We start from the raw sequence: 12668 nt of genomic DNA on the forward strand, positions 1-12668 counted from the left end.
GACCGGCGTCCTGGGCCATTCGGCCCCAACATACTTCAAAATTTCAGCCTGCCGCCAACATGGGTCCTGGGCACGAGGCCCAGGAAGGCGGATGAATTTAGGCGTATCTCCCGCGCTTGACCCCTCAGCTCGTCGCCGACCACAGCACCGTGTCGGAGCGGCGGGGTCGCAGGTAGAGGGTGCGAGTGAAGGTCAGGGGGCGGGGCAGAACCAGCTGGATCGGTGAGTTGTAGGCGTAGCTGGCCCGCGCCAGGATCACGCTCTGGCTGGCCGGCAGCACCGCGACGGGGACGTCGGTCAGCACCGTTCCGGCGGTGGGGCAGTTGGTCATGCCGGCGGCCGAGGCGCGCGACCAGGCGACGGTGTCCTTGCCGGTGGCGTCGGAGATGACGCTGACCACGCACATTTTCAGTCCGGTGGTCGGAAAGGGCGCCATGATGATCGAGCCGATCGTGAAGATGTCGCTGGTCCGGGTCGGGCCGGTCTGGGTCGTCTGGGCCACCAGGTCGCCGATCGACAGGGTGATGCTCGACAGCCGTCGCTGGGCCATCATCGCCTGGGTCAGCTCGGCCAGGCCGCAGTACATGACGATCAGCACCGGGGCGACCAGGGCGAACTCCACCGCCGAGGCGCCGCGTCGGTCGCGCCAGAATCCATTGGAGGAACGGGAACGGCCGCTCATCGGTCGTAGGGCTCGTTGGTGAAGGCGGTGGCGGCGTAGATGATCCGCTTGCCGTTGGCGCTCTGCAGGCCGGTCTGCATCAGCGGGGTGATCAGGGGCCAGGCGTAGTAGGCGCGGATCAGCACGATCGAGCCGGCCCCGCCCGGGTTGAAGTTCATGGTGTCGGGCATGGTGGCGGCCGAGCTGTTTGAGCTGGTGAAGTCGGCGAAGGTGCGCACGTCGATCGACAGCGCCCCGGCGCAGCTCGCGCCCACCCAGCTCATCTTGTTGCAGACGGCGGTCTTGAAGGTGGCGGCCGTGCCGCCCGAGTTCTGGAGCTCGCCGGTGCGGATGGTGCGGCCCACGTCCATGACCGCGTTCTCCAGGGTCAGGGAGACCAGGAACACCAGCCCCAGCTCGATCATCGCGAAGACCAGCATCAGGAAGGGGATGGCCACGAACGCGAACTCGACCGCCGTCGCGCCGCGCTCGGCGCGCGCGAAGCGCCCGGCCAGGGAGGCCAGGCGAAGACGGGCGCGGTCGAGCGGAGAGGGGCGGACCATGCGAAGGCGTTCCGTGAAAGGACGGTCAGACTAGCCGAACGGTCCTAATCAGGGGTTAGGCCGCGCCTACGGATTTCAGGGCGCGGTCGTTCCGCCCGTCACGCCGACCCGGCTGCACTGGGGCGCGCAGGCGTAGTGGCTGGCGGCGGCCCCGCGATAGACGGTCACCGCGCCGGCGCCGACCTCGGAGACGACGACCTGGCGGCTGGCGAGGGCGCGGCCGCCGACGCCGAAGGCTAGCAGGCTGGTCACGCCGGGACGCTTGCCCATCACGATCAGGGTGCGGTCGCCGACGACGCTGACATCGGCCACGCTGGGGTCGCCGACCACGATGTCGCGGACCCCCTCGCCCAAGGAGAGGGAGGCGGTCTGACCGGAGGCGACCGGCAGGTCGACCGGGCGCGGCTGAGCCTGCGCCGCGGCGGTCGAGAGCGCCAGGACGGCGACGATGGCGAGCGAAAAGCGACGCATGAATGGTTTCCAGGGCGGGACGCCAGCGCCGCGCAGCATCAGCTGGATTGGTCAATAAAAGGCTAAGGGGACGCCGAGGCGTGTAAAGGCGATTCCAGGAAATTCCTTAGATCTCAAGGCGTTGTCGATCGTCGTCTGTACTATGGTTAAGCGATGATAATGATGAACGCGAATAAACTATAATAAAAAGGAAATAAACCATCTTGGATTTACTGCGGATTAAGTGCGATCCGTGAGGCTGGTCATGTTTTCGGGGGTGAGCAAGTCGAGCTGACTTGGGGGCCTCAAATCAACAGCTTAGGTTTCTGGAGACCAAGTCATGACCAAGTTCGTCACTCGCTTCCTGAAGGATGAGTCCGGCGCCACCGCCATCGAGTATGGCCTGATCGTCGCCCTGATCGCCGTCGTGATCGTGACCGCCGTCACCACCCTGGGCACGAAGTTGAACACCGCCTTCACGAAGGCCGGCACGGCCGTGTCGTCGGCCGCTGGCACCTAAGACGAAAGTCTGGGAAAGACAGATTGAGAAGGCCGGGATAAATCCCGGCCTTTTTTATTGTCGTATTTCCTGGAATGGTCTCTCCGCGTGTCAGGTATTCGACAAAATTCAACTCAAGATCCGCATTTAATCTTTGTATGTAACTCTCGATTCACCTCATGCGTCGTAGAGTCGCGTACATCGGTTCAACCCATGGAGATTGCGCCATGACGCAGCTGCTCAAGGCTTTCGCTAAAGACCAATCCGGCGCCACGGCCATCGAATACGGCCTGATCGTCGCCCTGATCGCGGTGGTGGTCGTCGCCGCCGTCACCACCCTCGGCCAGAAGCTGGGCCTGGCGTTCACCAAGGCCGGCGACGCCATGACCACGGCGGCCGGCACCTAACGTCCGCTAGAGCGCGTTAGGTTTAAGCGTGAGCGGTTAAACCGCTCGAACGCGCTCTAAGTATTTGAATCTAGAGCCTGTTTATCTAGTTTAGATGATTCCATCTAAACCAGACAGGCTCTAGGACCACCTCGAAAACGGGGAGGCCGTGACGCGGGGGCGTCGCGGCCTCTTCGCTTTTGGGAACCATTGCTTCACGGGTCCGGCCCAGACTGGGGCGATCTCAATTCAAGACGCGCCCATCATGCACGTTCTCCAGATCTCATTGCTGCTGGTCTTCCCGGCCCTGGCCATCGTCGGCGCGCTGAAGGACCTGACCAGCTACACGATCCCCAACTGGATCTCGCTGGCCCTGGTCGCCGCCTTCGTCCCGGCGGCCCTGGTCAGCGGCGCGCCCCTGGGCCAGATCGGCCTGTGCCTGGCGGCGGGCTTCGGCGCCCTGGTCCTGGGCGTGGCCATGTTCGCGGCCGGCTGGATCGGCGGCGGCGACGGCAAGCTGCTGGCCGCCTGCGCCCTGTGGCTGGGCTGGCCGGCGGTCTTGCCCTTCATGCTCTATACGGCCCTGGCCGGCGGCGCGCTGACCTTCCTGATCCTGGGCCTGCGCTCGGCCTGGGTCGCGCCGGTGCTGGCGGGCGGTCCGGCCTGGATGCGTCGACTGGGCGTCCAAGGCGGCGATCTGCCCTATGGCGCGGCCATCGCCGCGGGCGCGTTGGCGGCCTTTCCGCAAGGCCTCCTGGCCCAGAGCATTCTGGGCTGAAAGACCGGCGGCGCTAGAGCGCGCTAGGGTTAGGTGTAAGCGGCTAACCCGCCCGAGCGCGCTCTAAGTGTAAGAAGATAGAGCCTGTTTATCTGGTTTAGATGGTTCCATCTAAACCAGACAGGCTCTAGGGCGCGGGCGCGACAGCCTGTCGCGCCCGACAAGAGGCGGTCAAAAGCGAAATTTTAGTCGCCGTTAACCATGTCCGGGCGACCATGAGCATGGCCAGAAGGGCCGTTGTTGAATCGCGCGCGCTCGCCGGGCCGGTTCCCTACGAGTTTTTCGTTCGCGCATGAGCCCCGTCCGTCTCTTGATCGTCCTGATCGCCGCCGTGTCGGCCATCGGCCTGGCCGTCGTGCTTCAGCGCGCCCTCGGCGCCAAGCCGGGGCGGCCCGTGGCGGCCACGGCGCCGGCCGCCGCGCCGGACAAGCCGATGACCCAGGTGCTGGTGGCCAAGCGCGACTTGGCCATCGGCGAGCGCCTGACGGCCGCCGACATCGGCTGGCAGGCCTGGCCCTCCGACGCGATCAACGGCGCCTTCGTCACCAACGGCGCCGCCCCAGCCAAGCCCCAGGGCAAGGTCGCCCTGGCGCAGGCCGTGGTCGCCGGCGCGGCCGACCACATGATCGGCGGCGATCCGGCCAAGGCCCTGGAGGGCGCCATCGTGCGTGATCCCATCCTGACGGGCGAGCCCATCACCTCCCGCAAGATCGTGCGCGGCGGCGAGGGCGGCTATCTGTCGGTCGTCCTGACGCCGGGCAAGCGGGCCATGGCCGTGCCGGTCTCGACCGACACCGCGGCCGGCGGCTTCATCCTGCCGGGCGACCGCGTCGACGTCCTGTCGACCCACGACGCCCCCAACCCCGGACCCGACGGCGGCAAGCTGATCCTGGCCGAGACGGTGCTGCGCAACATCCGCGTCCTGGCGCTGGACCAGAGCACGACCGCCGGCAAGGACGCCAAGACGATCGTCGCGGCCAGCGCCACCCTCGAGGTCGGCCCGGCCGAGGCCGAGGCCCTGGCCCGCGCCAAGGCCGGCGGTCCGATCACCCTGGCCCTGCGCGCCTATACCGACCTGGGCGCTCCCTCCGGCATGACGCAAGCCGTCGCCAGCGACTCCGCCATCCGCATCAATCGCGGCGGCCAGACCACCAGCGTGGCGGTGCGCCCGTGAGCCGCCGGCTGCTGACTGTCCACCTCGCCATCCTGCTGGGCTTGAGCTCGGCCGTCCCGGCCTTCGCCGACGGGCCGGTGGGCGGCTCGCACGTCTATCGCCCGGTCGCCCGCGCGGCGCGGGCCGCGCCGGCCATCGCGACGCCGGCCCCGCCGATCGGCGGCCAGGTCGCCCGCGTGGTCCTCACCGCCGACCAGACCGCCGCGACCCTGGAGCTGGCCAAGGGCAAGTCGGCCATCGTCGAGCTGCCCAGCGACGTCCGCGACCTGCTGATCACCAGTCCGGCCGTGGCCGACGCCGTCCTGCGCGACAGGCGCCGGGTCTATGTCGTCGCCCTGGCCGAGGGCGTCACCGACGCGGCCTTCTTCGACGAGGCCGGCCGCCGGATTCTGTCGCTGACGATCAAGGTCTCCCAGCCCGTCGACCAACTGGCCGACACCCTGAGCCGGGTGCTGCCCGAGGGCCGGATCCGGGTCCAGCCGATCCGCGACAGCGTGGTGCTGAGCGGCACGGTCCGCACCCCCGCCGAGTCCGACGCCGCCGGCCGCATCGCCGCCCAGTATGTCGGCGGCGCCGACAAGGTGCTGAACATGCTCAGCATCGCCGGCAAGGACCAGGTGATGCTGCAGGTCCGCATCGTCGAGGTGCAGCGCAACGTCATCAAGCAGCTGGGCGTCGACCTGAACGCCGTGCTCGGTCAGTTGGGCCAGAGCCAGTACGCCTTCGGCCTGTCGCCGACCTATGGCGTCAATGGCGGCCTGCTGGGCGGGGCGATCGGCGGTTACAAGCTCGACACCACCAAGCAGCCGACGATGCAGATCCCCTGCGCCGGCGGTCTGGGCGACAACGCCAAGTGCCTGGCCGTCGTCCATGGCAAGATCTACCACACCGGCGTCACGGACCCGACGACGGGCAAGGAGATCATCGTCGGCAACGGCGACACGGCCACCATCACCGACACGGCGGGCAGCACCGGGGTCAACTCCGCCAAGGGCATGATTCAGGCGTTCGAGCGCGTCGGCCTGGTGCGCACCCTGGCCGAGCCGAACCTGACGGCCGTCTCGGGCGAGGCGGGCCATTTCCTGGTCGGCGGCGAGTTCCCGGTTCCGACCGGCAGCGACTCCACCGGCAAGGTGTCGATCGAGTTCAAGCCCTATGGCGTGGGCCTGGGCTACACCCCGGTGGTGATGTCGGGCGGCCGCATCTCGCTGAAGATCTCGACCGAGGTCTCCGAGCTGTCCAGCCTGGGCGCGTTCACGATCAGCAACAGCACGACCACCGGCAACACGACGACGACGGGGGCGGCGATCACCGTGCCGGGCCTGTCGGTCCGCCGCGCCGAGACGACGGTCGAGCTGCCTTCGGGCGGGTCGTTCATGATCGCGGGCCTGCTGCAGCAGACCTCCAAGCAGACGATCGACGCCCTGCCGGGCATGACCAACATGCCGATCCTGGGCTCGCTGTTCCGCTCGCGCGACTTCCTGAACGGCGAGACCGAACTGGTGATCATCGTCACGCCGTACATCGTCGATCCGACCCGGCCGAGGGACCTGCAGACGCCGGCCGACGGCCTGCGGCTGGCCGGAGACATGAGCACGGTGCTGCTGGGGCGGCTGAACCAGGTCGTCAAGGCGCCGCCGGGCGCCAATGCGGGGCGCGCCTACCAGGGCCCCGTCGGCTATGTGATCGAGTAGGACGCCGCCATGACGCACCAAGCCTCCGTCAAGACCGTCCCGAGCACCGGCCAGAAGACCAGCCTCTGGCTGGCCGGCCTGGCCGCCATGGCCAGCCTGGCCGCCTGCGCATCGACCCCCGCCTCGCGGGACGCGGCCACGGCGCCGACCGAGACGCAAGTCTGGGCCGAGCGGGTCAAGGTCACCCCGGCCCCCGACGAGATCGTCCTGGCCGTCCACGCCACCGGCGTCTCGGCCAACCAGGGCGCGGCGCTGGAGGCCCTGGTCGGTCGCTGGCTTCAGGCCGAGGCGCGCGAGCTGGTGGTCACCGCGCCGAGCGGCGCCGGGGCCATGGCCGTCCAGGTGCGCGAGCGCCTGATCCTGCTGGGCGCTCCGGCGGCGCGGGTGCGCGTCGTGGGCGCCGATCCGGCCGCGCCGCAGGACGCCGTCGTGCGCGTCGGCTTCGTCCGCTACGAGGCCGAGCCTCCCAAGTGCGGCCAGTCGTGGGAAAGCCTGACGGCCACCCGCGACAACAAGGCCTACGAGAACTTCGGCTGCGCCGTGGCCGCCAACATGGCCGCCCAGGTTGCCGATCCCGAGGACCTGGTCCGGCCGCGCGACATGACGCCCGCCGACGCCGACCGGCGTGGGGTGGTGCTGGGCAAGTACCGTCGTGGCGAGGTCACCAGCACGACCCGCGACGAGCAGGCCAGCGGCGCGATCTCCAAGGCGATCCCCTGATGCCGGCCGACAACGATCCCTTCGACCTGGGCTTCGACGCCGCCGACGAGTTCACCACCGGCGTGGGCGATCCCTGGCGCGCGTCGGCCCCGCCGTCGCTGGACCCGGCCGTCGGCGACTTCGAGGATCCGTTCGGCGCCTTCCCGCCGCCCTCGCCGCGCGAGGCCGCCCAGCCCGTCTCCAGGCCGCCCCCCGAACCGGCCCGTGAGGCCCCCCGCGAGGCGAGAGTCGAGATCGCCGCGCCGGCCTATCTGGAGCCGATCCCCGACAGCGGCCTGGGCGAGGCGGTGATCCCGCGCATCACCATCCACGCCTTCTGCGCCCTGACCGAGACGGCCGAGCTGATCGAGCACGCCGCCGGCGATCGCCGCATGGCCCGCGCCACCACGCTCGTCCGGCCTGGCGGCCTGGCGGCGGCGGTCGACTACTACCAGGACCAGCCCACGCCCTCGCTGGTGCTGGTCGAGAGCCTGGACGACGCTCAGCGGCTGCTGCACCTGCTGGACGCCCTGGCCCAGGTCTGCGACCCCGGCACCAAGGTCGTCGTGGTCGGTCAGACCAACGACATCGCCCTCTACCGCGAACTGATCCGCCGCGGGGTCAGCGAGTACCTGACCCAGCCGCTGTCGCCGCTGCAGGTGATCCGGGCGGTGGGCGCGCTATACGCCGATCCGTCGACGCCGTTCATCGGCCGCCAGATCGCTTTCGTCGGCGCCAAGGGCGGGGTGGGGGCCTCGACCCTGGCGCACAACTTCGCCTGGACCATGGCCGAGCGGATGCAGACGGCGACGGTGCTGGTCGACCTGGACCTGGCCTTCGGCACGGCCGGTCTCGACTTCAACCAGGACCCGGTGCAGGGCGTGCTGGACGCCCTGACCCAGCCCGATCGCCTGGACCCGGTGCTGATGGACCGGATGATGGTCCGCTGCGGCGACCGCCTGTCGCTGTTCGCCGCCCCGGCGACGCTGGAGGACGACTACGAGATCGGCGCGGACGCCTTCGAGGAAGTCACCCAGAAGATCCGCCACGCCGCCCCCTATGTGGTGCTGGACCTGCCGCACGTCTGGAACGGCTGGAGCCGACGGGTGCTTCTGGGCTCCGACGACCTGGTGGTGGTGGCGACGCCGGACCTGGCGTCCCTGCGCAACGCCAAGAACATGATCGACCTGGTGCGGACCGCGCGCCCGAACGACGCCCCGCCGCGCCTGGTGCTGAACCAGGTCGGGGTGCCGGGGCGTCCCGAGATCCCGGTCAAGGACTTCGGCGAGGCCCTGGGCGTCCAGCCGTCGCTGGTGTTGCCGTTCGATCCCAAGCCCTACGGCCAGGCGGCCAACAACGGCCAGATGCTGGCCGAGGTCGCGCCGCGGTCCAAGGCCGCCGAGGGCGTCGAGCATCTGGCGCGGCTGATCAGCCGCCGCGAGCCGCCGCCGGTCCAGAAGACTTCGATCCTGTCGGGGCTGTTCAAGAAGACCTGAGATGTTCGGCAAACGCGACACGTCCGTTCCCGCCGAATCCAAGGCGCCGCCGCCCGCCCCCACGGGCGGGACGCCTATCGCCACGCGTCCTCGGCGGACGGACCCGGCCGCCGACGTCCCGCCGGTCGCGCCGCCGCCCAAGGTCACCGGTCCGTCCCTGAAGGGGAGCGGCGGGTCGCGCGTCACGGCCGGCCTCGACCAGCTGCGCGCCGCCCACGGCCAGCCCCAGACCACCCATGTGGTCCGCGAGCAGAGCGACTACTACCACGTCACCAAGACGGCGATCTTCAACGCCCTGCTCAACACCATCGACCTGTCGCAACTGGCCCAGCTGGACCAGCGCCAGGCCGCCGAGGAAATCCGCGACATCGTCGCCGAGCTGGTGGCGATCAAGAACGTCACCATGTCGGCGGCCGAGCAGGAGAGCCTGGTCCAGGACATCATCAACGACGTCCTCGGCTATGGTCCGCTTGAGCCTCTGCTGGCCCGCGACGACATCGCCGACATCATGGTCAACGGGGCCCAGCGGGTGTTCATCGAAGTCGGCGGCAAGGTCCAGCTGACCAATGTCCGCTTCCGCGACAACCTGCAGCTGATGAACATCTGCCAGCGGATCGTCAGCCAGGTCGGCCGGCGGGTCGACGAGAGCAGCCCGATCTGCGACGCGCGCCTGCCCGACGGCAGCCGCGTCAACGTCATCGCCCCGCCGCTGGCCCTTGATGGTCCCACCCTGACCATCCGCAAGTTCCGGCGCGACAAGCTGACCATGAAGAACCTGGTGGAGTACGCCTCCATCAGCCCGGAGGGCGCGCGCGTTCTCGGGGTCATCGGCGCCTGCCGGTGCAACGTGATCATCTCGGGCGGCACCGGCTCGGGCAAGACCACCTTGCTCAACACCCTGACCGCCTTCATCGACCCCACCGAGCGGGTCGTGACCTGCGAGGACGCCGCCGAGCTGCAGCTGCAGCAACCGCACGTGGTGCGCCTGGAGACCCGGCCGCCCAACCTGGAGGGCCAGGGCGCGGTGACCATGCGCGACCTGGTTCGCAACTGCCTGCGGATGCGCCCCGAGCGGATCATCGTCGGCGAGGTGCGCGGCCCCGAGGCCTTCGACCTGCTGCAGGCCATGAACACCGGCCACGACGGCTCGATGGGCACGCTGCACGCCAACAGCCCGCGCGAGGCGATCAGCCGCGTCGAGAGCATGATCACCATGGGCGGCTATGGCCTGCCCTCCAAGACCATCAAGGAGATGGTCGTCGGCTCGGTCGACGTGATCATCCAGGCCGCCCGCCTGCGCGACGGCAGCCGCCGCATCACCCACATCACCGAGGTCGTGGGCCTGGAGGGCGACGTGATCGTCACCCAGGACCTCTTCGTCTATGAGATCAGCGGCGAGGACGAGCAGGGTCGGGTGCTCGGCCGCCACCGCTCGACCGGCATAGCCCGCCCCCGCTTCTGGGACCGCGCCCGCTACTACGGCCTGGAGCGCGAGCTGGCCGAAGCCCTCGACGCGGCGGAGTAGGCGATGCTGTTCATCCTCGCCGGGGTCCTGGGCTTCATCACCATCGCCGGCCTGGGCCTGGCCCTGGCCGGTGGCGACAGCCAGACCGCCAAGGCGGCCAAGCGCGCCCAGCATATCGGCGGCGTGGCCGTCGAGCGCCAGGCGGCGACGCGCAACCGCGCGGCGGCCAATGCGCCCGACGTTCGCCGCCAGGCCATACTGAAGGCGCTCAAGGACCAGGAGCGCAAGCAGAAGAAGGCGACGCTCAGCATCGCCGCGCGGATGCAGGCGGCGGGGCTGGGGGGCGATGTCCGTCCGTTCTGGATCGTCAGCGTCGCGCTGGGCGTCATCCTGGCCCTGATCGTCCTGGTCCTGGGCCAGACGCCGCTGGTGGCGCTGGGCGCGGGCTTCGCCGCGGGCGCGGGCCTGCCGCGCTGGCTGCTGGCGGTGCTGGCCAAGCGGCGCGCCGGCAAGTTCACCGAGGCCTTCTCCGACGCCATCGACATCATCGTGCGCGGGGTCAAGTCGGGCCTGCCGCTGCACGACTGCCTGAGGATCATCGGCCAGGAGAGCCCCGAGCCCCTGGCCGGCGAGTTCCGCATGCTGACCGAGAACGTCGGCATGGGCGTGCCGATGGAGGCGGCGCTGGAGAAGATGTACGAGCGCATGCCCACCAGCGAGTTGCGCTTCTTCGCCATCGTCCTGTCGATCCAGCAGAAGACCGGCGGCAACCTGTCCGAGGCCCTGGGCAACCTGTCGGCCGTGCTGCGCGCGCGCAAGCTGATGAAGGAAAAGATCAAGGCGCTGTCGGCCGAGGCCGTCGCCTCGGCCCTGATCATCGGCGCCCTGCCGCCCGGCGTGGTGGTGCTGATCAGCGTGACCTCGCCAGCCTACATGCAGCCCCTGTTCACCGATCCGCGCGGCCACCTGATGCTGCTGGCGGCGGGGATCTGGATGAGCCTGGGAATCTTCGTCATGCGCAAGATGATCAATTTCAAGTTCTGAGGGGGATGATCGCCGCATGACCCTGGTCCAGACCCTGACCGATCCCTCGAACCTCTTGACCGCGTTCATCGCCGTCGTGGTGTTCGCCACCCTCATCACCCTGGCCTCGCCGGCGCTGCGCGACAACAATCTGGAGGGCCGGCTGAAGTCGGTCGCCAACCGGCGCGAGGAACTGCGGCGGCGCTCGCGCGAGTCGATCGCCCGCAACGCCGGCGGCTCGCTGCGCCACCAGGACGAGGGGCTCTACAAGAAGGTCGTGGACCGGCTGCAGCTGTCGCGCCTGCTGGAGGACCCCAAGGTGGTCGACAAGCTGGCCCAGGCCGGCTTCCGCGGCCCCCGTCCGGTGACGACCTTCTACTTCTTCCGCTTCGTGGCCCCGTTCGTGTTCGCCGCGGTGGTGGCGGCCTATCTCTACGGGATCAACGATTTCGGCCTGCTGCCGATCCAGAAGATCTGCGCCTGCGTCGCGGCGCTGGCGTTCGGCTACTACGCGCCCAACGTCTACATCACCAACGTCGCCCAGAAGCGCCGCGAGTCGATCGTGGCGGCCTTTCCCGACACCCTGGACCTGCTGCTGATCTGCGTGGAGAGCGGCATGTCGATCGAGGCGGCGATCCAGAAGGTCGGCTCGGAGGTCGGGACGCAGTCGATGGAGCTGGCCGAGGAACTCAGCCTGTTGACCGCCGAGCTGTCCTATCTGCCCGAGCGCCGCCAAGCCTATGAGGGCCTGGCCCGCCGCACCAACCACCCGGGCGTCAAGGCGGTGGCCACCGCCATGATCCAGGCCGAGCGCTACGGCACCCCGCTCGGCGCGGCCTTGCGGGTGATGGCCAAGGAGAACCGCGAGCTGCGGCTCTCGGCCGCCGAAAAGAAGGCCGCCGCCCTGCCGGCCCAGCTGACCGTGCCGATGATCCTGTTCTTCCTGCCGGTGCTGTTCATGGTCATCCTGGGTCCGGCGATCATCAAGGTCCAGGACGTGTTCATGAAACACTGAGGGGGCGGGGGCTAGCGGGCAACGCGCCAGGCGCTGGAGTGTAAAAATCCCCGCCCCTCCTGGGCCTTGGACCCACGAAGGCGACGTCTTGGACACGTTTGAAGTCCGAGTCCAAGCGCGCGACGCGGTAGCGTTCCTCCAAAGGGAGGAAAGGGACTATTGCGCCCCTCCGCCCGCCTTCACCGACTCCCACGTCCGGCCGCCGGACTGGCCGAGCGCGGCGCGCAGATAGGCCAGGTTGTTGGCGACCAGTTCGGGCGGCAGGTCGGCGCGGGCCAGTTTTTCGGCCTCGGGCAGGCGGCCTTGCAGTCCCACCACCAGGGCCAGGTTCTGGCGCACCTGGATCCCGGACGAGGGCAGGGCGGCCGCGTGGCGCAGCTGGGCCTCGGCGCCGGCGAGATCGCCCCGGGCGGCCAAGTGCATGGCGTAGTTGGCGATCGGCGTGGCCTCGGTCGGCGCCAGCGCCAGGGCCTGGCGATGAGCCGCCTCGGCCTCCTCGTCGCGTTCGGCCTGTTCGTAGGCCACGGCCAGCAGGGTCAGCGGGCGCCAGTCCTTGGGCGCCAGGGCCGCGGCCTTGCGGGCCGGGTCGATCGCGTAGAAGCCCTGGCCGCGGGCGATGTGGGCGCGGGCCAGCTCCAGCAGCAGCGCCTGGTCGTCGGGATGGGCCACCAGGGCCTTGGTCGCCACCTCGGCGGCGTCGTCGTTGCGACCCAGGCCGCGCAGCGATTGGGCCAGACCCGCGCCCGCCTCGGCGTCGGCCGGATC

Annotated in this window: 14 protein-coding genes; 10 read left to right on the plus strand and 4 right to left on the minus strand. The window is 69.3% G+C overall.

What is annotated here, in order from left to right:
• Positions 1-124: 124 nt before the first annotated feature.
• The 3 genes from VJ655_RS18685 to VJ655_RS18695 form a co-directional block, all read right to left on the minus strand.
• Positions 125-682 (minus strand): TadE/TadG family type IV pilus assembly protein, encoded by a 558-nt coding sequence (locus VJ655_RS18685; RefSeq protein ID WP_324113694.1) that lies wholly within the window; start codon positions 680-682, stop codon positions 125-127.
• On the minus strand, positions 679-1224 hold the full coding sequence (locus tag VJ655_RS18690) for a TadE/TadG family type IV pilus assembly protein (protein WP_324113696.1): 546 nt from the start codon (positions 1222-1224) through the stop codon (positions 679-681). The genes VJ655_RS18685 and VJ655_RS18690 overlap by 4 nt, the downstream gene beginning before the upstream one ends.
• Before the next feature lie 75 nt (positions 1225-1299).
• A complete protein-coding gene (locus VJ655_RS18695) occupies positions 1300-1695 on the minus strand; it encodes a pilus assembly protein N-terminal domain-containing protein (protein WP_324113697.1) in 396 nt (131 codons plus the stop codon).
• Between the two features lie 319 nt (positions 1696-2014).
• Here VJ655_RS18695 and VJ655_RS18700 point away from each other — a divergent pair, with 319 nt between their 5' ends.
• The 10 genes from VJ655_RS18700 (at position 2015) to VJ655_RS18745 (ending at position 11903) form a co-directional block, all read left to right on the plus strand.
• Entirely contained in the window at positions 2015-2194 is a 180-nt protein-coding gene (locus tag VJ655_RS18700) for a Flp family type IVb pilin (protein WP_324113699.1), read from the plus strand.
• A gap of 206 nt (positions 2195-2400) precedes the next feature.
• Positions 2401-2580, plus strand: coding sequence for a Flp family type IVb pilin (locus VJ655_RS18705; RefSeq protein WP_324113701.1), 180 nt, complete (start codon positions 2401-2403; stop codon positions 2578-2580).
• 244 nt (positions 2581-2824) lie between these two features.
• Complete coding sequence (locus VJ655_RS18710) at positions 2825-3337, plus strand: prepilin peptidase (protein WP_324113703.1); 513 nt, start codon at positions 2825-2827, stop codon at positions 3335-3337.
• A gap of 292 nt (positions 3338-3629) precedes the next feature.
• Positions 3630-4511 (plus strand): Flp pilus assembly protein CpaB, encoded by an 882-nt coding sequence (cpaB, locus tag VJ655_RS18715; protein ID WP_324113704.1) that lies wholly within the window; start codon positions 3630-3632, stop codon positions 4509-4511.
• Positions 4508-6205 carry a type II and III secretion system protein family protein gene (locus tag VJ655_RS18720; RefSeq protein ID WP_324113706.1) on the plus strand — a complete coding sequence of 566 codons (1698 nt, stop codon included), beginning with the start codon at positions 4508-4510 and terminating at the stop codon, positions 6203-6205. The genes cpaB and VJ655_RS18720 overlap by 4 nt, the downstream gene beginning before the upstream one ends.
• A gap of 9 nt (positions 6206-6214) precedes the next feature.
• Positions 6215-6925: a CpaD family pilus assembly lipoprotein gene (locus tag VJ655_RS18725; protein ID WP_324113708.1), complete on the plus strand. Its 711-nt coding sequence runs from the start codon at positions 6215-6217 to the stop codon at positions 6923-6925.
• Entirely contained in the window at positions 6922-8400 is a 1479-nt protein-coding gene (locus tag VJ655_RS18730; RefSeq protein ID WP_324113717.1) for a CpaE family protein, read from the plus strand. Before VJ655_RS18725 ends, VJ655_RS18730 begins: the two co-directional genes overlap by 4 nt.
• A gap of 1 nt (position 8401) precedes the next feature.
• Positions 8402-9925, plus strand: a complete 1524-nt coding sequence (locus tag VJ655_RS18735) for a CpaF family protein (RefSeq protein ID WP_324113710.1) — start codon at positions 8402-8404, stop codon at positions 9923-9925.
• A gap of 3 nt (positions 9926-9928) precedes the next feature.
• Positions 9929-10909, plus strand: a complete 981-nt coding sequence (locus VJ655_RS18740; protein WP_324113711.1) for a type II secretion system F family protein — start codon at positions 9929-9931, stop codon at positions 10907-10909.
• A gap of 16 nt (positions 10910-10925) precedes the next feature.
• Positions 10926-11903, plus strand: coding sequence for a type II secretion system F family protein (locus VJ655_RS18745; protein ID WP_324113714.1), 978 nt, complete (start codon positions 10926-10928; stop codon positions 11901-11903).
• A gap of 156 nt (positions 11904-12059) precedes the next feature.
• On the opposite strand, the gene VJ655_RS18750 is transcribed toward VJ655_RS18745, so the two are convergent.
• On the minus strand, positions 12060-12668 hold a 609-nt coding region (locus VJ655_RS18750; RefSeq protein ID WP_324113715.1), incomplete at its 5' end, for a tetratricopeptide repeat protein.

It is taken from the genome of Caulobacter sp., from assembly GCF_035254145.1.
Lineage (GTDB): Bacteria > Pseudomonadota > Alphaproteobacteria > Caulobacterales > Caulobacteraceae > Caulobacter.